Raw genomic sequence first — 21,060 nt, 5'->3', positions numbered from 1 at the left:
CGGCAACCACGCCACCACTCCATCAGGACGTACACATGCAGGTAGAAAGCTTTTTCGAATGGCTCGGCCAGATAATCGGTTCGGCCATCCGGTTCATCATCGATGCCCTCAGTGGTCTGTTCAATCTGTTGAGCAACGCCGGCAGCAATTTTGTCGAAGGGTTGGCCCAGGCGCTGGGCATGGACACTTCGATCATCAGCATCATCACGCTGATCATCGGGCTGATGTTGCTGTGGGCAGCGATCCGCGCCTTCATGAACGCGTCGATCATCATGGGGATTATCTGGTTGCTGCTGGGATTGTGGTTGCTGAGCTGGATTGTTCATTAAGGCAACCCACCATCAATGTGGGAGCGGGCTTGTGTGGCGAGGGGGCTTGCCCCCGTTGGGGCGCGAAGCGCACCTGAATCCAGCTGACCACGATCTTGGATTAGAAAGCGGTGACCGGTTTTACGACTGCTTCGCAGTCGAACGGGGGCAAGCCCCCTCGCCACACAAGCCCGCTCCCACATTGGATCTGTGATGTTTTGTAGATTGCGTTCACTTGGCTGAACACAATCTGTCGCTACAATGCAGGCGCCCCCAAGGAGCCTGCATGCCCAACCTGATTGCCGACTGGCGCGACCGTCCGACCCATCGTCGAGTCTGGGCGCTCGCCGCCCCGATGATTCTCTCGAACATTTCCGTACCGCTGGTAGCGCTGGTCGACAGTACCGTCATCGGCCACCTGCCCCATGCTCATCAACTCGGCGCTGTCGCGGTGGGCGCCAGTCTGTATACCTTTCTTGCCTGGGCCATGGGCTTTCTGCGCATGGGCTCCACCGGGTTCGCCGCCCAGGCTGCCGGGCGCGGGGATGGCGCAGCGTTGCGGCAAATTTTGCTCCAGGGTCTGTTGTTGGCCATGGGCCTGGCCATCGTGTTGGGCGCAGTGGGCGTGCCGTTGAGCGGGGTCGCGTTGCACTTCATGCAACCGTCGGCCGAGCTGGATCAGCTCACCCGCGAGTTCTTCCACACGCGGCTGTTTGGCTTGCCGGCGGCGCTGGCAAGCTACGCGCTGGTGGGCTGGTTCCTCGGCACCCAGAACGCTCGGGCTCCGCTGGCGATTCTGCTGAGCACCAATCTGGTCAACATCGCGCTGAACCTGTGGTTCGTGCTCGGTCTGGAGTGGGGCGTGGTCGGCGCGGCCCGGGCCTCGGTGATCGCCGAGTGGACCGGCGCGCTGATCGGCCTGTTCATGACCCGCAAGGCTCTGCGCGCCTATCCCGGCCATATCGCCTGGGCAGCGCTGGCGTTGTGGCAGAGCTGGCGCCCATTGCTGGCGGTCAATCGCGACATCTTCATTCGCAGCCTGGCATTGCAGTCAGTGTTTTTCCTGATCACCGTGCAAGGCGCGCGGCTGGGCGATGCCACGGTCGCCGCCAACGCGTTGCTGCTCAACGGTCTGCTGCTGACCGCCCACGCGCTGGACGGTCTGGCTCATGCCGTAGAAGCCCTGTGTGGACACGCCATCGGTGCTCGCGACCGAGAAGCCCTGCGTCGGTCATTGGTGGTGGCGTGCGGTTGGTCGTTGCTGGCGAGTGTGGGGTTTGCCTTGCTGTTTCTGTTCGCCGGGCACCTGTTCATCCAGATGCAGACGGACATCCAGAGCGTGCGCGATACCGCATTCCTATACCTGCCTTACCTCGCGGTGCTGCCGCTGATTGCCGTCTGGAGCTACCTGCTCGACGGTCTGTTCATCGGCGCCACCCGCGCCCGGGAAATGCGCAACGGTATGCTGCTGACGGTGATCCTGCTGCTGCCCTTCGCCTGGGCGCTGCAAGGCTTGGGCAACCATGGACTGTGGATAACCTTCCTGTTGTTCATGTTGCTGCGCAGCCTGACCCTTGGTGCATTCGCCTGGTACTTGCGCAAGCACGATAGCTGGTTCAAAGGATAACGAGGGCCGGCCTTCACGTTCAGGGTTGATCGTTTTGCCACCGGTTGCGCAGGCTATCGAGACGCTCCTGCTGGCTGGCTCCCGACAATGGCTGCCCGGCCACTGCGTCGGGATGCTGCAAGCGCAGCCATAACCAGTCATCGAGCACCGCACGTTCGCTGAAACCCAGCGCCAGCCCTTCCTGCAAGTAAGCCCACAAGCTGTTGTAGCCGGTGTCAGTGGATCGGCTCCAGCGCCAGGCGTGTTGTTCCAGCAGGCAGGTTTGCAAGGTGTCTCGCTGACGCAGGCTGAGGTTTTCTTCAATGGCCAGCGGCCGGACGGCAAGCCGCGGATTGAACAACTGCTGCCAGCCCTGACAGCCTATCGCCCGGTCGGCCCAGGTGCCACCGAACCAGCGCAACTGATCGATCGGACCGAGCCAGCGACTCAACTCCTGCGCATCGCAGGCATCGAAAAAATAACTCGCCGTGTGTGGATTGTAGTAACTCAACAAGGCCCGGTGATGCAGACCCAGCGTGACCGTGAGCATGCGTCGCAAATGCTCCAGCAACTGCGATGGCGTTGCTTCACTGGCTAGCAGCAATCCGCTCCAGATGTGTGGCGCACTTTGACATAACTCGGTCAGTGCCGGGCATTCGCGAAGGTCGACCAATACCGGGCCGTACTCACGCAACGGGTGAAACTCAGTGCCTTCGAACAGGCGGAACCATCGGGCATGAGCAAACTGTTGCCGCAAATTCGCACCGGCCTGAGGCTCGCCCGGAACATCGAGCAACAACCATTGCGCAGTCGAGTCGGACGCCAGAGCGGCGATCATGCCGCACCGCTCTGGCCAAACTGCGTCGCCGCCCGACAGGTGCAGAAGGACTGCGTGCAATGACTGAAACTGCCGCCGCCGGGCAGCAGGCACAGGAGCACCAAGGGTTCGCTGGATTGCAGCATGCCCAGCAAGCCGTCGAGCGCCAGGTTCGCATCGGTCACCAAGGAAGGTTGCAGGTCGGGTATGACTGGCTCTGTGCTCGACGCTGCGCCGGGAAGAAATCCGCTGATCAAGGGTTGATCCGGATCGCCTTCGATAAAGCTCACCAGCACCTGCGCGCCTTCGCACAACGGCAGACTGCCCGCGTCTCCCAACTCGGGAGCCAACGGCAACCAGCAGTGGCTGGGCGCTGCGCCTTCTCCCTGATAAAGCCAGTCAAACTGCACCGCTACCGGTCTGGACAGATCCGGTTGAGACTCATCGACCTCGACTACCCACGCCCGTTGCAGGCTGTGCATCCTGGGTTTCATGACCGAATGATCTGTCACGAAAGGCACTTCCTGCACAACGGCGCGCAGTTGATTGCTATAGGGAAACCCTGGCTCCTGCCCCCCTTGATGCTCGACATGGGTCAGTAGCCAGAGACGATTGCAGTCCACAGACGGGTGGCCGGACAGCGGCATCAGTTGACCGCTGCGCAGCGTCGCCAGATTCGTCTGGCCTTCGGCGATCTGACCGCAGCCGTGAAGCTTGAACTGATGCACACCTGGCCGTTCGCTCTCACCCTCAAAGACGCTCTCTTCGCCACGACTGAACTGCCCCAGGCCATCACCGAAAACCAGACAGTGTCCTGCGCGTGCGCAGTGTTCGAAATGGTAATGAAGGCGTTCCTGGGCACACAGACGCTGGAGAAACTGCAGGTCTGATTCCCGGTACTGCGTGCAGAAATCACGGGGCGGGTAATCGCCGCTCAGGTCGAAGCGACGCCCCTTACCGGCAATGCCGTGCTCCTTGAGTACTTGAGCGAGAATCTCCGGCACCGAGCGCTGGCTGAAGATTCGCTGATTGAAGCGCTGGCCCAGACACGCCAGCCTGGGGCCGAGACGCACACGACATAGCCCGGGCTCACCGCCATGGCCAAGCTGAACGAGGCCAAGCAGCTGCCCGTGAATACCCTGCCCCTGGGGCCCGAAGTGCAAAAAGGCCGAACGATACAGCAGGCTCGCAAGGTCCAGCGTCGGGTCATCGTTCAGCAGATCCACGTCGAACACAAAGGGCTCGCTGATGGCTTCACTACCGGTAAAGGCCAAGACCTCAAAGGGGTCGGGAAGACCCGCTATATCCAGACGAAATGACGGCTCGTTGACTGGATCGAACATCGGCGATTCTCTACAGGAGGGGCGGCCGGGGATTCTCGCTGAGAGACATGGCCGAGTAGAGTGCCGAAATACAACTTAGGAAATGACCTACGTGAAAAGAAGACCACATCGCTTGGATAGCCCGGTCTGTGGTTCATTTCACTTGAAAAAAGAGAAGCCCCGCACCAGGTCATCTGAAATTTCCTCACTGTACGGAGAATTTTCAGACAACCCGATGAGAACGGAGCCTTACCTCAAGAAGACAGGTAAGACGAGCGGGTCAGGCCCAGACGCAAGGCATCGAGGAACTGGGTGCGCTCGGCGGCGCTGATGCGGGCACTGGCGCACTTGTCGCGGTAGTGGGTCATCAGCTCTTCCGGCGACAAGTGCACGTAACGCAGCATGTCTTCGATGGTGTCGTGGGTTTCGATACCGGCGTGGTACACGCTGCCATCGGCGTTCTGGTAGATGTTCACCGAGTCGGTGTCACCGAACAGGTTATGCATGTCGCCGAGAATTTCCTGGTAGGCACCCACCAGGAAGATCCCCAGCAGATAGTCTTCACCTTCGTTCAGACCGTGTACCGGCAAGCTGGTCTCGATGCTCTGCTCATCGACGTATTGCTTGATCTTGCCGTCGGAATCGCAGGTCAGGTCTTGCAGCACCGCACGGCGCAGCGGCTCTTCGTCGAGACGGTGCAACGGCAAAATCGGCAGGACCTGGCCGATGGCCCAGGTGTCCGGCAGACTCTGGAATACCGAGAAGTTGCAGATGTACTTGTCAGCCAGCTTGTCGTTGAGCTCATCGAGCACCTGACGGTGGGAACGCTGACGGGCCTTCAACGAGTTGTGCAGGCGACGGCAAACGGCGAAGTAGCATTGCTCGGCCAGGGCTTTTTGCGCCAGGGTCAGCTTGCCATCGGCGTATTGCGTGGCCACGTCGCTCATGTAGTGCGTGGCGCGCCAGTAGGTCTCGGTGACCATTTCGATGTCGGTCGGGCCGAGCAGGTCAACCAGCCACTGCACAGTTTCCGGCAGCTCTTCCTTGTTATCGATCTTTGGCACGTCGTCGTTGTGTTTCTCGACGTCGGTTACCTGAACCACCAGCATGGCGTGGTGAGCAGTCAGGGAACGGCCGCTTTCAGAGAAGATGTTCGGGTGCGGCAGGCTCTGCGCGTCGCAGAACTCCTTGAGCATTCCGACCACGACACCGGCGTAATCGTCCATGTCGTAGTTGATCGAACTGGCGTTACGCGAGTGCGTACCGTCGTAGTCCACGCCCAAACCGCCACCGACGTCGATGTGATCCACCGGCAGGCCGAGGTTACGCAGCTCGCCGTAATAACGGATCGCTTCCTTGAAGCCGTGCTGGTAGTCCGCCAGGTTGGCGATCTGCGAACCCATATGGAAGTGCAGCAGGCGAATGCCCTGATCCAGGCCGGCAGCGCGGAAACGCTCGACCACCGACAGCAGTTGCGCCGCCGACAGGCCGAACTTGGATTTTTCACCGCCGGTGTCTGCCCACTTGCTCGACGCCAGGGACGACAGACGCACGCGCAGGCCGACCTGCGGCTTGACCTTTAGCGCCGCTGCTTCTTCGATCACCAGACCGACTTCGGATTCTTTCTCGATCACGATGAACACGTTATGACCGAGCTTCTGGCCCATCAGCGCCAGACGGATGAACTCGCGGTCCTTGTAACCGTTGCAGACGATGGTGCCACCCTTCGGTGCCAACGCCAGAACAGCGAGCAACTCAGGCTTGGAGCCGGCTTCCAGACCGATCGATACGTCCTGGGTGGCGATGATGTTTTCGATCACCGCTTCCTGCTGGTTGACCTTGATCGGGTACAACGCCGTGTACTTGCTCTGGTATTCCAGACGCTCGATGTTGGCGTCGAATGCACCGGTGAGCTGACGCACGCGGTCTTGCAGGATGTCAGGGAAACGCACCAGCAACGGCAACGACAAACCACTTTTGCGCAGTTGGTCGACTTGCTCGAAGAGGTCGATAGGCGAACTGGTCGGACCGTTCGGACGAACTTCGACGCGACCGGCGTCATTGATCGCGAAATACCCGGCCCCCCAATGGCGAATCCCGTAAACACTGCGGCTGTCCGCAACTGTCCATTGGCTGCCATCGTCTTTGCGTGTGCGTCGTACGGACATCGAAGTCCCCTATAAAGAAGTCATAGAGCGTCGCCTGGGTTCAGGCCGGCGCAGTCTAAAGAATGAAAATGACGGTTCGTCAACGAGGGGGTAGACCTCGCTGACCGCAGTGAGTTTAGAAACCGGTCATGAACAGGCTCTGTGAAAACCATGGAGACGACGCCAGACCAGGATGAACAGGGCTGGATCAAGCCGCGGGTGGTTTTCACAGAGGCTGCTAGCCGCCGGACTTCTTCGCCTTGAAACCGTGTTTGATCAGCTCGGCCAAGAGTAGCTCGACATGATCGCCCTGGATTTCGATGATCCCGTCTTTCAACGCCCCACCGGTCCCGCATCGTTTCTTCAACGTAGTGGCCAGATCCTTGAGCGCGTCTTCGGCCAACGGCACACCGGTGATGGTGGTCACCGTCTTGCCGCCACGGCCCTTGCTTTCGCGACGCACGCGAGCGATGCCGTCGCCGGCCGGGATAACGGTTTGTTTGCAGATGCAGGCATCCACCGGTTTACTGCAATCCGGGCAATGACGACCTGCGTCGGTGGAAAATACCAGGCCACCAAGGGCGGCGAAGGATGCGGCTTTTTTGGCCACCGGCAATCCTCTTGGGAGGACAAAGACTGGTCGTGGCAGGTGCCATCGACCGCGAAGCCCCACTCAGGCAGGGGCAGCGCTACTGAAACGGAAAACCCAGTGTAGGAGCTGACGAGTGCAACGAGGCTGCGATCTTTTGATTTTGACTCAAAAGCAAAGTCAAAAGATCGCAGCCTGCGGCAGCGCCTACAACAAGCATTACCGGTTCAGCGTGAAAAGGTCGCGCAGTGTAACGGCAAAAACGCCGATTGCTAAGAGCCAATCGGCGCCAATTTATAGCTCTTTTGCGACGTTATGCCCTTGGGCACGAAGATAGCGCTGCAAGGCCGCCAGAGAGTCCGGGCAATAAGGCTTCTGCGTGATTTCCAGCAGGACCTGATCGATCGGGATGAAGCGCGCTTCAAGCACTTCTTCCGGCTGCAGGATCAATGGGCCGTCCCACACCGCCGAAAACGCCGAACACCAGAGTCGGTTGCCGGCGTCCTCAAAGAAAAAGTGATCATGGGCGGTCAGTTCCACACCGCTCACGCCCAGCTCTTCTTCCAGCTCACGGGCCGCCGATTCGGCGTAAGTCTCGGTGGCCAACACCATGCCGCCGGCCGCCACGTCCCAGTAACCGGGGTAGATCGCTTTGCTCAATGTGCGCCGGTGTACGCACAACTCACCGGCGGAATTGAACAGCATGATGTAGGTGCCACGCCCGATCAGCTCGCGTTCACGCAACTCGGAGCGGACCAGGGCGCCGAGCAGGTTGTCCTGCTCGTCGACCCAGGCGATCTGTTCGGCATCGGAGGCCGCGCGATGGGCGGCCTCACGCATGTCATCGACGGAGCTATCGGCCATGACTCAGCCCTGATTGAGCAGTTGACGCAAATCGATCACCGCGGCGTTGGCCCGGGAGATGTAATTGGCCATGACCAGCGAGTGGTTGGCCAGCACACCAAAGCCGCTGCCGTTGAGGATCATCGGACTCCAGACCGGCTCTTGCGAAGCTTCCAGCTCACGAATGATCTGGCGCACGCTGACCGTGGCGTTCTTCTTCGCCAGCACATCGGCGAAATCGACTTCGATGGCACGCAGCAGATGGGACAACGCCCAGGCCTGACCGCGGGCTTCGTAGAACACGTTATCGATCTGCAGCCACGGGGTTTCGACGACTTCTTCGTCAACCTGCGGCACCTGACCGAGCGCCGGGACTTCAGTCTTCAGTGCGGTGTTGAGCTTGACCCGGCCAACACTGGCCGACAGCCGTTGCGACAGCGAACCCAGACGGGTTCCCACATCACCCAGCCAGTTGTTCAGGTTGTCGGCGCGGGCATAGAACAGCGCACTTTTCTGATCAGGACCCGACAGACGTGCCTGATAGCGGCTCAGGGAGTTGATGCCCTCCTGGTACTCGGACTCACTGGAGGGCAGCACCCAGCTCTTGTTGTCGAAGTTGAAACGCGGCTCGGCCTTGGCCAGGTCGGCGTCTTCGGCGGACTGCGACTGGGAACGGGCGAAGTCTTTACGCAGCGCACGACTCAGGTCGCGGACCTGGACCAGCACGCCATATTCCCAACTCGGCATGTTGTCCATCCACAGACCCGGCGGGAAACGGTCGTTGGAAATATAACCACCCGGTTTGGTCAGCAAAGTACCGGCAACGGTCTTGAGGGTTTCCACCGTGGTGTACCCGACCACCATCTGCTTGCCTTCTTTCTCGGCCGCCACCTGGGCATTCTGCTGAACCGGGAACAGCGCCGGCTCCTGGCTCCAGTACCAGCCCAGCGCGATCGCCACCAACAGGTAAAGAACAATCAGAGTAGCCAGCGCCCGGCTGAACAACAGGCCGCCAAAATAACTGCGGGTGGCCGATTTCGGTTCAGCGGCACGCTCAGGCGCGCTGCCTGTGCGGTTCTTCCAGTCCAGCATGGCGGTATCCTTTCAATCACTTGAGTTCATCGGTTCGACCACAACCCTACGCCATCGTGCGTCATTTGCCGCGCATTAAATCCTGCGCGTCACAGCGAGCCACACAATGACTGCAATCGAGCTGCCACTATAAATGAAGCACAGCGCTGAGCCTATGCGACCAGTCGGTCAGAAACTGAATGAAGTCGCTTTGCAGATTATTGACGTACGACACTCATGCAATCGAAAAGAGGTGCTAGCATAGAGCCACCAGTCGATCTCAGCATGCACCCTAACTAGTAGTCAGGATATGACCGAGCCAGAAGACCCCAGCCGTGAGCGCCTCAAGCACCACTTTGCCCAGCGGGTAATTCATCAGGCACGTCAGATTCTTGAGATATGGCAACGCCTGCAGCGCAACGAATGGTCCACCACCGACTTGTCGGAGTTGAGCGAAGCCAATCTGCGCCTGCTGCGCTTTGCCGAACGTTTCGAACAACCGGAACATACCCAGCTGGCACGCCACATCGGCCAGTCGCTGGAAGCGGTGGACGCCAACCGCGGACGCCTGAGCAGCGGACTGATCACTGACCTCAATCGTCTGATGCAGCGCCTGTCCCGCACCGGCCTGCGTCATGGCGATCAGCTCGAACAAACCTTTCTGCCGCCGCTGCGCAAGCCGATCTACGTGATGCTGCAAGATCACGACCGGGCCGAACGGCTGGCCAAACAACTAGAATTCTTCGGGCTCAGCGCTCAATCCCTCGACAGTGTCGCCGCGTTCCGCTCCTCGATGGTCGAGCGGTTGCCGGCGGCGATTGTCATGGACGTCGACTTCAGTGGCGCCGGTATCGGCCTGAAACTGGCGGCCGAAGCCCAGGAAGGCCTCGACCAGCCCTTGCCGCTGTTGTTTTTCAGCCTGCACGAAACCGATACCCCGACCCGCCTCGCCGCTGTGCGCGCCGGTGGCCAGGAGTTCCTCACCGGCACCCTCGAAGCCTCGAGCCTGCTGGAAAAGATCGAAGTCCTGACCTGCGTCGCCCAGTACGAACCTTATAAAGTGCTGATCATCGACGACTCCCGCGCCCAGGCCTTGCACACAGAACGCCTGCTCAATAGTGCCGGGATCGTCACGCGGACTCTGATCGAACCGATCCAGGCCATGGCCGAACTGGCGGATTTCCAGCCGGACCTGATCATCCTCGACATGTACATGCCGGCCTGCACCGGTACTGAACTGGCCAAGGTGATCCGGCATAACGACCGCTATGTCAGCGTGCCGATCATTTATCTGTCAGCCGAAGACGATCTGGACAAACAGCTCGACGCCATGAGCGAGGGCGGCGACGACTTCCTGACCAAACCGATCAAGCCACGACACCTGATCACCACCGTGCGCAACCGCGCGGCGCGTGCGCGCAATCTGAAAGCGCGGATGGTGCGTGACAGCCTGACCGGTTTGTACAACCACACCCATATTCTGCAATTGCTCGAAGACTGTTCATTCCGCGCCCGTCGCGAAAGCAAGCCGCTGAGCTTTGCGATGCTCGACATCGACCACTTCAAACGGGTCAACGACAGCCACGGCCATCCCATGGGCGACCGGGTGATCAAGAGTCTGGCGCTGTTTCTCAAGCAGCGGTTGCGCAAGACCGACTTCATCGGCCGTTACGGCGGTGAAGAGTTCGCCATCGTCATGCCGGACACAGATATCGAATCGGCCTGCAAGGTCCTCGATGAAATCCGTCAGCGCTTTGCCGAAATTCACTACCCCGCTCAGCCGCAGGACCTCTGGTGCACATTCAGTGCCGGTGTCGTCGAATTGCGCGAAGACTCTGACAGCCTGATGATGGCCAGCCAGGCCGACGAGGCGCTGTACCGCGCGAAGAACGCCGGACGTAATCGCGTACAAGCCGCGCGAGAATCAAAGCAAAGTGCCACTTTTTCATCGGAATCGACCCATTCGGTCATAACTCTGTAACAGAAACGCAATAACTTCAGGCACTTACCATTCTGCCGTTGGTAGACCATGATGCGCCTGAAGCTGTTGACCAATCTCAATACCCTCCTTCTGGTCGCCGTGTGCGTGGCCCTTGGCGCCACGCTCTGGTGGTCGCAAAAAGCCCTGGAACGTCCCTATCTATTGATGGAGCGTTATCTGGGCCTGTCTCAGCAGTTTCAAAATGAAGTGGCGCGCAATGTCGAGGATTACCTGGCCAGCGGCGATGCCCTACGCCTGAGCAGCGCCAGCCAGGCCATCGACGCCTTGCAAAAGGAACTCGGTGAGTTGCCACCGGCATTGGCCGACACCTTGCGTCCCAGCCTGTCGAATTTGGCTGAGTTCAGCAAAACCGACCTGCTGGCCGCCGGCAAACTCGCGGGCGACCCGCAAGCACTGCTGCTGCAAGCCGAACGCGAACTCGGCGCCTGCCTGGATCAGCTCAGCCAATACGCCAGCGGTAATGCGGCGTACCTGACGCCTTTGCTGGTCGCCTCCCAGCACCTGGGCAAACTGTCTCTGGCTCGGGACAAACTGGTCAGCAGTGGTCGCAGCGAACTGGCCGCCGATGTCGAACGCGAAGTTGCCAACATCCGCGCTCAAGCCGAGCAACTGGACGCTTTGCCGCTACTTGGCGTGACCGCCAGCACCGAATCGAACACCGATGATTTCGCCGCGATGATGGGTTTGGATAACACCGAGAAAACCATCGCCGAAGATGCCGGCGTCGGCCTCAAGCGGGAACTCAACAGCCTGCTCACCCGCTACCCCTCGGAACTGGCGCGCACTCGCGAACAGATCCAGAAACGCGCCGACCTCAGCACCGCGACGCACTTGAAAATCGCCGCCGTGCAGCAGTCCATCGCCGGGTTGGAACCCGTGGTGCGAGCCCAACACGGGCAGATCCAGAGCGAAGTACGGCTGATGCAAGGGGTGATGATCGGGCTGATCCTGCTGATCGCATTGCTCATCGATACCTTGCAGCGACGCCTGGCCCGAACCTTGACCAACCTCGCCCCGGCGCTGTCGACCTGGGCCGAAGGTGACTTCAGCCGCGACATTCAACTGGGCGCGACCAACCGCGAACTGCATGACATTCAAGCCTCACTCAATCGCTTGCGCGCCTATCTGGTCGACCTGGTCGGCACCATTCGCCTCAACGCCGAGCAAGTCGCCGGCAGCAGCCGAACGTTGGCCGAATTGAGCAATGACCTGCACAGTGGCGCCGAGCATCAGGCCGGCGACACCGCGTTGATCCGCGACTCTCTGGGTGAACTCGAGGCGACGATTCAACAAGTCGCCGGTGATGCCAGCCAGGCTGCCGATGCCAGTCGTCATGCCGGACTGGCGGTGGAGCACGGGCAGAAAGTGATCGGCCTGAGCCTCACCGGGCTGCATGCGCTGGTGGGTGAAGTGCAAGGCAACGCGCAGATGATCGAACATCTGGCCGAAGAGTCGGCGACCATTGGCGGTGTGCTGACGGTAATCCGCTCGATTGCCGACCAGACCAACCTGCTGGCCCTGAACGCCGCCATCGAAGCGGCCCGCGCCGGAGAAATGGGCCGAGGATTTGCGGTAGTGGCCGAAGAAGTTCGCTCACTGGCGCAACGTACCGCCGGGGCGACGGCCGAGATCCAGACCCTGATCGCCGGCCTGCAAACCGCCGCGCGACAATCGGTCGAAGGCATGCGTGCCCAGGTCGAACACGCCGAAGCCACGGCCAATCAGGCCCAGGCAGCCGACGGTGCGCTGGATAAAATCGTCGGGGCGATCCAGACCATTGCCGACACCGCCGTGCGCATCGCCGATGTCACCGCCCAGCAGAGCGGCGCTGTCAGCGAAATCCGCGATCACAGTGAGCGGATTCACCAATTGGGTGGGGATAACTTGCTGCGCATCGGCGAGGGGCGTGAGCAAGGGGAGAATTTGTTAGTGCTGGGCGGGCGGTTGCATACAGCCGTTCAGGCCTTCCGCGTCTGACAGATTCTCTTCCCAACGATCGTTCCCACGCTCTGCGTGGGAACGCCGCAATGGACGCTCTGCGTCCGCTGTTGGAACGCAGAGCGTCCCCAGCTGCATTCCCACGTAGAGCGTGGGAACGATCATGCCTCCTGCATACCCTTCCGACGTCCGCTATCATGCCCACACTTTCGATACGCGAGATTGTCATGCGCCGTTTGCTTTGCCTGCTGTTTTTAGTGCTCGCCCTGCCGGCCTCCGCCGCCGGGTTGCTGGACAGTCGACCCAGCTCCACCCTGGGTTCGATCAACAACAGCGCCGACTTCCTGCCGGTGCGCGAAGCCTTTAAGTTGAGTTTGGTAGAAAGTACGCCGCAATCAATCAAGCTACGCTTCGTCGCCACCGAGGGTTATTACCTCTACCGCCATCGCTTCCAGTTTCACGCCGCCCCGGCCGACATTGGCCTCGGCGCGGCGCAATTGCCCAAGGGCGAACAAAAGCACGATGAGTTCTTCGGCGATGTCGAGGTTTACCACGGCATTCTCGATGTAGAACTGCCACGCACCGACTCACGCGCCTTTACGCTGGTCGTGACCTACCAGGGCTGCGCCGACAAAGGCCTGTGTTATCCGCCTGAGACCGAACGCCTGAATATTGATGGCAGCGGCGTCGCGACCACATCCTGGAGCTGGCGCGAACTGGCGCTGTTTTTTCTTGCAGGTGTTGGCCTGACCTTCACCCCCTGCGTGCTGCCGATGCTGCCGATCCTCTCCGGGGTGGTCCTGCGCGGACAGGTTGGCGGGTTACGTGGCTTCAACCTGTCGCTGGCTTACGTGCTGCCGATGGCCGCTTGTTTCGCCCTGCTCGGTGCGTTGATGGGAATGTTCGGCGCACAGCTCAATCTTCAGGCGCGCTTGCAGTCGGCTTGGGTGCTGGTGCCGTTCGCGATGTTTTTCGCGGTATTTGCCCTGGCCATGTTTGGCGTATTCGAACTGAAACTCCCCCATGCCATCAGCAGTCGCCTGGACCGGATCGCCGGGCGTACCGAAGGCGGCTCATTGTGGGGCGCGGCCGTGCTGGGCGTGGTGTCGAGCCTGCTGGTTTCGCCGTGTGTATCGGCACCACTGGCCGGCGCGCTGCTGTACATCAGCGCCAGCGGCGATGCTCTGGGTGGCGGATTGAAACTGTTCATGCTCGGTCTGGGCATGGGCGCGCCGCTGTTGCTGGTGGCAACCGGCGGCGCAGCCTGGCTACCGAAAAGCGGACCTTGGCTGATCTACGTGAAAAACGCGATTGGGGTGCTGCTGCTCGGGCTGGCGATTGCTTTGCTCAGCCGGGTATTGCCGGGCCAGATCACCTTGCTGTTGATCGGCTTGCTCGCCGGTGGCGTCGGATTGTTTATGGGCGCACTGGAATTCGTCTATAAACCGCCAAGAAAACGCCTGGGGCAATTGCTCGGGATGTTCCTGCTGTTTTATGCCCTGGCCTGTTGGTACGGCGCCTTCAGTGGCCAGACCGATCCGTTCAACCCCATTGGCCAACCACGCAATGTCACCAGCAACGGTCAACCGCCAATCGCCGGCAACTGGCAAACCATTACCACACCAGCCGAACTGGACCGCGTCCTCGCCGAAGCCAAGTCTTCCGGTACACCGCTGCTGCTCGATTGGTACGCCGACTGGTGCATCAGTTGCAAAGTCATCGAACACGAAGTGCTCACCGATGCCAATGTCGTCGAACGCCTCAAAGGTTATCGATTGATCCGTTTCGACATCACCGCCAGCAACGCCGAACAACGCGCCCTGCTCGACCGCTACAAGCTATTCGGTCCTCCGGCGCTGATGTTTTTCGGCAAGGATGGCGTCGAACGTGTCGATGTGCGGGTGATTGGCGAGATCAGCGCGAAAAACTTCGCCGAACGTGTTGCCAAAGCAAATGACCGGATTTAATTACCCGGTCATATATTTCGCGTAAACATCGGCCATCGTGCTGGCTATTGCATAGAACTGGACAGTCACAAAGGCTTTGCGGCATAGTCGCCGGGTTCTGACAATTGCACACAGATGACAAAGGAGCAGCAGATGGCGACCTTATTGGTTTTACACGGCCCCAACCTGAACCTGCTCGGCACCCGGGAACCGGGCGTCTACGGTGCCACCACCCTGGCGCAAATCAACCAGGATCTGGAACAGCGGGCGCGCAATGCCGGCCACCATTTGCTCTATCTGCAAAGCAACGCCGAGTACGAATTGATCGATCGCATCCACGCCGCTCGCGGCGAAGGTGTGGACTTCATTCTGATCAATCCAGCAGCTTTTACGCATACAAGTGTCGCATTACGTGACGCGCTGCTGGCAGTGAGCATCCCATTCATCGAAGTGCATTTGTCTAACGTGCACAAACGCGAACCTTTCCGCCATCACTCTTACTTCTCCGACGTTGCGGTGGGAGTGATCTGCGGCCTTGGCGCCAGCGGTTATCGACTGGCCCTGGAGGCCGCCCTAGAGCAGCTTGAAAGACAGGCAACAGCTTGAACAACAAGCGTTAAACGCCCCCTGACCGACCCTTGGGAGTTGATGATTCATGGATATCCGTAAAGTTAAGAAACTGATCGAATTGCTGGAAGAGTCCGGTATCGACGAGCTCGAGATCAAGGAAGGCGAAGAGTCCGTACGCATCAGCCGTCACAGCAAGACGCCGGCTCAGCAGTACTACGCTCCCGCTCCTATGCATGCTCCGGCACCGGCGCCTGCGCCTGTCGCTGCTGCTCCGGTTGCCGCCGCTGCTCCTGCAGCCCCGGCTGCGCCTGCGCTGAACGGCAACGTTGCCCGTTCGCCGATGGTCGGTACTTTCTATCGCAAATCCTCGCCGTCCTCGCCGTCCTTCGTTGAAGTCGGCCAGACCGTGAAGAAAGGCGACACCCTGTGCATCGTCGAAGCCATGAAGATGATGAACCACATCGAAGCTGAAGCCAGCGGTGTGATCGAATCCATCCTCGTCGAAGACGGCCAGCCGGTTGAGTACGACCAACCGCTGTTCACCATCGTTTGAACCGCGGAGAAACTTTGATGACTGCGAAGTTGGAAAAAGTTCTGATCGCCAACCGCGGTGAGATCGCCCTGCGGATTCTGCGTGCCTGCAAAGAGATGGGCATCAAGACTGTCGCCGTTTACTCCAAGGCCGACAAAGAGCTGATGCACCTGGGCCTGGCAGACGAATCCGTCTGCATCGGCCCGGCCTCGGCCGCGCACTCTTACCTGCACATTCCGGCCATCATCGCCGCCGCTGAAGTGACTGGCGCTACCGCCATCCACCCAGGCTACGGCTTCCTTGCGGAAAACGCCGACTTTGCCGAACAGGTCGAGAACTCCGGCTTCGCGTTCATTGGCCCGAAAGCCGAAACCATTCGCCTGATGGGCGACAAGGTATCGGCCAAGCACGCCATGATTGCAGCCGGCGTGCCGACCGTTCCGGGTTCCGACGGCCCGTTGCCGGAAGACGAAGAAACCGCTCTGGGCATTGGTCGCGAAGTTGGTTATCCAGTGATCATCAAAGCCGCTGGCGGCGGCGGTGGTCGTGGCATGCGCGTGGTGCACAAAGAGGAAGACCTGATCTCCTCGGCGAAACTGACCCGCTCCGAAGCGGGCGCAGCGTTCGGTAACCCGATGGTCTATCTGGAAAAATTCCTGACCAACCCACGTCACGTGGAAGTTCAGGTACTTTCCGACGGCCAGGGCCACGCTATCCATCTGGGTGACCGCGATTGCTCGCTGCAACGTCGCCACCAGAAGGTTCTCGAAGAAGCGCCGGCACCGGGCATCGACGAGAAAGCACGCGCTGAAGTCCTCGCTCGCTGCGTCAAGGCTTGCATCGACATCGGCTACCGTGGCGCCGGCACTTTCGAGTTCCTGTACGAGAACGGCCACTTCTACTTCATCGAGATGAACACTCGTGTCCAGGTAGAGCACCCGGTATCGGAAATGGTCACCGGCATCGACATCGTCAAGGAGATGCTCAGCATCGCCGCTGGCAACAAGCTGTCGTACACCCAGGATGACGTCGTTATCCGCGGTCACGCGCTGGAATGCCGGATCAACGCTGAAGACCCGAAAACCTTCATGCCTAGCCCAGGCACGGTCAAGCATTTCCACGCCCCAGGCGGCAACGGCGTTCGCGTCGATTCGCACCTGTACAGTGGCTATGCCGTTCCGCCGAACTACGATTCGTTGATCGGCAAGCTGATCACCTACGGCGCCACCCGTGACGAAGCCATGGCGCGCATGCGCAATGCGCTGGACGAAATCGTTGTCGACGGGATCAAGACCAACATCCCGCTGCACCGCGACCTGGTCCGCGATGCTGGCTTCTGCGAAGGCGGAGTCAACATCCACTACCTGGAACACAAGCTGGCTGGCGAAAAGCATTAAGCTGTGATCCATACCAACAAAGCCGCTTTCGAGCGGCTTTGTTGTTTCTGATTTCCTGGTGCATACAAAACCCTGTGGCGAGGGGGCTTGCCCCCGTTCGGCTGCGCAGCAGCCGCAGACTGCAACATGAGTTTCATCAGGAAGCTCTGCGGCGCTTTCATAGGGACTGCTTCGCAGCCCAACGGGGGCAAGCCCCCCCCTCGCCACAGGTTGTTCGTTCAATTCAGAACTCAGCCTACCCGGTCGTCTTCTGCCTCGCGCTCGCGTAAACTTGCGCGCTTCTCGCAGCCCGCTAGGCTGCAATCTATATTTTTCAAAGGTGCCCGCCATGCCTTGGCTGCAAGTCCGTCTCGCCATCAGCCCAGAACAAGCCGAAACCTACGAAGACGCTTTCCTTGAAGTGGGCGCCGTGTCGGTGACCTTCATGGACGCCGAAGATCAGCCGATTTTCGAGCCGGAACTCAATACCACCCCGCTGTGGTCGCACACTCACTTGTTGGCCTTGTTCGAAGGCGGCACCGAAGCCGCCAGCGTACTGGCCCACCTCGAATTGCTGACTGGCAGCCCGCTGCCCGAGCATCACAGCGAAGTGATCGAAGACCAGGACTGGGAACGCAGCTGGATGGACGGTTTCCAGCCAATGCGCTTCGGTCAGCGCCTGTGGATCGTCCCGAGCTGGCACGCCGCGCCTGAGCCGGACGCAGTGAACTTGCTGCTGGACCCGGGCCTGGCGTTCGGCACCGGCACTCATCCGACCACCGCACTGTGCCTGGAATGGCTCGACGGTCAGGACCTGAAAGGTTGCAACGTGCTCGACTTCGGTTGCGGTTCGGGGATTCTGGCGATTGCCGCCCTGTTGCTGGGCGCCAAGGAAGCCGTCGGCACCGACATCGACGTGCAGGCGCTGGAGGCTTCCCGCGACAACGCCGGGCGCAACAACATTGCTGACGAACTCTTCCCGCTGTATTTGCCGCAAGACCTGCCGCAGGTTCAGGCCGACGTGCTGGTGGCCAACATTCTTGCCGGCCCGCTGGTTTCGCTGGCGCCGCAGCTGTCCAGCCTGGTCAAGCAGGGTGGTCGTTTGGCGCTTTCAGGCATTCTCGCCGAACAAGGTGAAGAAGTCGCCGCTGCCTACGCACAGGACTTCGATCTGGACCCGATTGCCAATCGCGACGGCTGGGTACGCATTACTGGCCGTCGGCGCTAGAATGAGCGCCTGCATAAACCGGATTACCGCATGACCGACAGCTTCGTCACCCAGTGCCCGCATTGCCAAACCAGCTTCCGCGTCAGCCATACTCAGTTGAGCGTGGCCCGTGGAGTGGTTCGTTGCGGCTCGTGTTTGCAGGTGTTCAACGCCGCCAAGCAGTTACTCGAGCAGCGCGCCGGCAAGGAAACGGTCAAACCGGTTGCAACGGCGCCCGTCGAACCGCCCGTGCAGCGAGCCATCAGCCAAAAACAATGGACGGCTGCAGAAATGGATCTGGACAGCCTGGATCTGGACGAAGAGCTCGCCCGGCTCGAACAACGGGAAATCCAGCCAACAACGGAATTCACCCGGCCCCGCGAAGACAGCCTCAGCGCTCGCCGCGATACCACCGAGCACGACCAGGAGCCCTGGTCCGACAGCCTCTTCAGTGAATCGGCCGCCGATCGTGCAAAAATCGCCGACACGCCCACGCCAGAACCCACGATCGAACCAGGCAAACATTCGCGCACCGAGCCGTCGCTGTCGCTGGAGCCCGCGGATCTGGACGACGAACCCGAGATCCAACAGCTGCGCCTGCACGACCCGCTTGATGCCCCGATCCCCTTTGGCAACCTGTCGGCGACTCCCGATGAAGTCGACGATGACCTGCCCTCGGTCGAACCCCTGCGCAAGCGACGTGAACGCAGCGAACCGGCGCTGCGCGCGGAAGTATTAGAGGATCTGACCGACGATCCGTTGCAACTGGACTGGCAAAAACGTCGCTCCCCCTGGGGCCGGCGCTTTTTCTGGCTGCTGCTGATCCTGCTCGGCGCCGCCGGCCTCGCCGGTCAATACGTCGCCTATCACTTTGACGAACTGGCACGCCAGGACCAGTACCGTCCGTGGTTCCAGCAACTGTGCCCGCACATCGGCTGCACCGTGCCGTCCAAGGTCGACATCGCAAAAGTCAAAAGCAGCAACCTGGTGGTCCGCAGCCACCCGGACTTCAACGGCGCCCTGGTGGTCGATGCCATCATCTATAATCGTGCGCCCTTCTCCCAGCCCTTCCCGCTGTTGGAGTTGCGTTTTGCCGACCTCAACGGCCACCTGATTGCCAGCCGTCGCTTCAAGCCCGGCGAGTACCTCAACGGCGATCTCGAAGGGATGGCGGAAATGCCGCCGCAAACGCCAATCCACATCGCGCTGGACATTCTCGATCCAGGCCCCAAAGCGGTGAACTACAGCCTGAGCTTCCATTCCCCCGAGTGAAACGCTCAAGTGTTACAGGCTTGACGGCATATTTCTGACTTTGATTGCTAGTACCAAACCGCTGGCGATAACAAAATTACTGTTCAGATTTTGTTCAATTCAGCCTTTATCCAGTCATCGAGAGCGGGTATCATGCCAACCCTTTTTCGAACTCTCATGATCCGGCCCCACAACAGGGAAGTCCTATGTCGGCGGTACGCATCGGTCCATATACATTGCACAACGGCTTGATTCTCGCCCCCATGGCGGGTGTCACCGATCAGCCCTTTCGTCAGCTGTGCAAGCGACTGGGCGCGGGCCTTGTAGTCTCGGAAATGGTCACCAGCGACATGAGCTTGTGGAATACCCGCAAATCGCGGATGCGCATGATCCACGAAGGTGATCCCGAGCCTCGCTCGGTACAGATCGCCGGCGGAGATGCGCAGATGCTGGCGGATGCAGCCCGGGCCAACGTCGAACTGGGCGCACAGATTATTGATATCAACATGGGCTGTCCGGCGAAGAAGGTCTGCAACAAGGCCGCCGGTTCCGCCCTGTTGAAAGATGAAGCATTGGTGACCGAGATCCTGCAGGCCGTAGTGGCCGCGGTCGATGTGCCGGTTACCTTGAAGATCCGCACCGGCTGGGACCGGGCGAACAAGAATGGCCTGACCGTGGCGAAGATTGCCGAACAGGCAGGCATTACGGCGTTGGCGGTGCATGGCCGCACCCGTGCCGATCTGTATACCGGGGAAGCCGAGTACGACACCATTGCCGCGATCAAGCAGGCGGTGTCGATTCCGGTCTTCGCCAATGGCGATATCGATTCGCCCGAGAAGGCCCGGTACGTGCTCGACGCGACCGGTGCCGATGGCCTGTTGGTAGGTCGGGCTGCCCAGGGGCAGCCATGGATTTTTCGTGAAATCGACCATTATCTGCGTACCGGCGAAAAACTCCCGGCACCGGAACTGATCGAGGTGGAACGTATTCTGCTTGAGCATCTGGCTGCGCTGCATGCCTTCTATGGCGACGTCATGGGCGTGCGCATAGCTCGCAAGCATGTGGGCTGGTATCTCGCAACCTTGCCGGGCGCCAGGGAGTTTCGCGCCCACTTCAATCGTTTGGAAGATACGGAAGCACAATGCGCCTACGTTCGGGCCTTCTTCGCCGAACGCTACAAGAGCCTGACAGGGGACGGAGAAGGGGTGGCTGCATGACGATGATGACCGAGACTTTAGTGAGTGGAACAACACCCGTGAGCGACAACGTGAATTTGAAACAGCACCTCAATACGCCGAGCGAAGAAGGTCAGACCCTTCGCGGGAGTGTCGAGAAGGCGCTGCACAATTATTTCGCCCACCTTGAGGGCGCTGCCGTCACGGATGTGTACAACCTGGTGCTCTCCGAAGTCGAGGCTCCCCTGCTCGAATGCGTGATGAACTACGTCAAGGGCAACCAGACCAAGGCCAGTGAGCTGCTCGGGCTGAACCGGGGCACCCTGCGCAAGAAACTCAAGCAGTACGATTTGCTGTAAG

At 60.1% G+C, this 21,060-nt stretch carries 18 protein-coding genes; 12 read left to right on the top strand and 6 right to left on the bottom strand.

The genetic code is table 11. The features are described 5' to 3' along the window. Positions 1–35 precede the first annotated feature (35 nt). Entirely contained in the window at positions 36–329 is a 294-nt protein-coding gene (locus ACZ9IM_RS26590; protein WP_063341672.1) for a hypothetical protein, read from the top strand. Positions 330–594: 265 nt separating this feature from the next. Further along, a complete protein-coding gene (locus ACZ9IM_RS26585) occupies positions 595–1,935 on the top strand; it encodes an MATE family efflux transporter (protein WP_427627040.1) in 1,341 nt (446 codons plus the stop codon). A 19-nt stretch (positions 1,936–1,954) separates the two neighbouring features. Here ACZ9IM_RS26585 and ACZ9IM_RS26580 read toward each other — a convergent pair whose 3' ends face one another. The 6 genes from ACZ9IM_RS26580 to ACZ9IM_RS26555 all read right to left on the bottom strand — a co-directional run bounded on the left by ACZ9IM_RS26580 (position 1,955) and on the right by ACZ9IM_RS26555 (position 8,724). Further along, the gene (locus ACZ9IM_RS26580) at positions 1,955–2,752 is read right to left on the bottom strand and encodes a DUF4123 domain-containing protein (protein WP_427627042.1); all 798 of its coding nucleotides are present in this window, start codon (positions 2,750–2,752) and stop codon (positions 1,955–1,957) included. Then, positions 2,749–4,074, bottom strand: a complete 1,326-nt coding sequence (locus tag ACZ9IM_RS26575) for a type VI secretion system Vgr family protein (RefSeq protein ID WP_476225411.1) — start codon at positions 4,072–4,074, stop codon at positions 2,749–2,751. The genes ACZ9IM_RS26580 and ACZ9IM_RS26575 overlap by 4 nt, the downstream gene beginning before the upstream one ends. 233 nt (positions 4,075–4,307) lie before the next feature. Then, complete coding sequence (gene speA / locus ACZ9IM_RS26570; protein ID WP_447788174.1) at positions 4,308–6,221, bottom strand: arginine decarboxylase; 1,914 nt, start codon at positions 6,219–6,221, stop codon at positions 4,308–4,310. A 217-nt stretch (positions 6,222–6,438) separates the two neighbouring features. Beyond that, positions 6,439–6,810 (bottom strand): translation initiation factor Sui1, encoded by a 372-nt coding sequence (locus ACZ9IM_RS26565; RefSeq protein WP_033059567.1) that lies wholly within the window; start codon positions 6,808–6,810, stop codon positions 6,439–6,441. A 273-nt stretch (positions 6,811–7,083) separates the two neighbouring features. Beyond that, positions 7,084–7,653, bottom strand: coding sequence for an NUDIX hydrolase (locus ACZ9IM_RS26560; RefSeq protein ID WP_476225410.1), 570 nt, complete (start codon positions 7,651–7,653; stop codon positions 7,084–7,086). A gap of 3 nt (positions 7,654–7,656) precedes the next feature. Next, a complete protein-coding gene (locus ACZ9IM_RS26555; protein ID WP_008011254.1) occupies positions 7,657–8,724 on the bottom strand; it encodes a DUF2333 family protein in 1,068 nt (355 codons plus the stop codon). A gap of 289 nt (positions 8,725–9,013) precedes the next feature. On the opposite strand from ACZ9IM_RS26555, the gene gcbA reads away from it, so the two are divergent. The 10 genes from gcbA (at position 9,014) to fis (ending at position 21,059) form a co-directional block, all read left to right on the top strand. After that, entirely contained in the window at positions 9,014–10,684 is a 1,671-nt protein-coding gene (gene gcbA / locus ACZ9IM_RS26550; protein WP_427627921.1) for a diguanylate cyclase GcbA, read from the top strand. A gap of 48 nt (positions 10,685–10,732) precedes the next feature. Beyond that, positions 10,733–12,682 carry a methyl-accepting chemotaxis protein gene (locus tag ACZ9IM_RS26545; RefSeq protein WP_476225409.1) on the top strand — a complete coding sequence of 650 codons (1,950 nt, stop codon included), beginning with the start codon at positions 10,733–10,735 and terminating at the stop codon, positions 12,680–12,682. A gap of 188 nt (positions 12,683–12,870) precedes the next feature. Beyond that, on the top strand, positions 12,871–14,610 hold the full coding sequence (locus ACZ9IM_RS26540) for a protein-disulfide reductase DsbD (protein ID WP_476225408.1): 1,740 nt from the start codon (positions 12,871–12,873) through the stop codon (positions 14,608–14,610). A 132-nt stretch (positions 14,611–14,742) separates the two neighbouring features. After that, on the top strand, positions 14,743–15,195 hold the full coding sequence (gene aroQ / locus ACZ9IM_RS26535; RefSeq protein ID WP_007937215.1) for a type II 3-dehydroquinate dehydratase: 453 nt from the start codon (positions 14,743–14,745) through the stop codon (positions 15,193–15,195). A gap of 49 nt (positions 15,196–15,244) precedes the next feature. Beyond that, the gene (accB, locus tag ACZ9IM_RS26530; RefSeq protein ID WP_008069033.1) at positions 15,245–15,712 is read left to right on the top strand and encodes an acetyl-CoA carboxylase biotin carboxyl carrier protein; all 468 of its coding nucleotides are present in this window, start codon (positions 15,245–15,247) and stop codon (positions 15,710–15,712) included. A 17-nt stretch (positions 15,713–15,729) separates the two neighbouring features. After that, a complete protein-coding gene (gene accC / locus ACZ9IM_RS26525; RefSeq protein ID WP_008069032.1) occupies positions 15,730–17,088 on the top strand; it encodes an acetyl-CoA carboxylase biotin carboxylase subunit in 1,359 nt (452 codons plus the stop codon). Positions 17,089–17,416: 328 nt separating this feature from the next. Beyond that, a complete protein-coding gene (gene prmA, locus ACZ9IM_RS26520) occupies positions 17,417–18,295 on the top strand; it encodes a 50S ribosomal protein L11 methyltransferase (protein WP_427627926.1) in 879 nt (292 codons plus the stop codon). 30 nt (positions 18,296–18,325) lie between these two features. Further along, positions 18,326–19,546, top strand: a complete 1,221-nt coding sequence (locus ACZ9IM_RS26515) for a DUF3426 domain-containing protein (RefSeq protein ID WP_476225407.1) — start codon at positions 18,326–18,328, stop codon at positions 19,544–19,546. Positions 19,547–19,731: 185 nt separating this feature from the next. Then, a complete protein-coding gene (dusB, locus tag ACZ9IM_RS26510) occupies positions 19,732–20,742 on the top strand; it encodes a tRNA dihydrouridine synthase DusB (RefSeq protein ID WP_007907421.1) in 1,011 nt (336 codons plus the stop codon). After that, on the top strand, positions 20,739–21,059 hold the full coding sequence (fis, locus tag ACZ9IM_RS26505) for a DNA-binding transcriptional regulator Fis (RefSeq protein ID WP_007907419.1): 321 nt from the start codon (positions 20,739–20,741) through the stop codon (positions 21,057–21,059). The genes dusB and fis overlap by 4 nt, the downstream gene beginning before the upstream one ends. The last annotated feature ends 1 nt before the right edge of the window (position 21,060 follow it).

This window comes from Pseudomonas sp. TE12508, from assembly GCF_056279485.1.
This window is presented reverse-complemented; position numbering and strand designations above follow the sequence as displayed.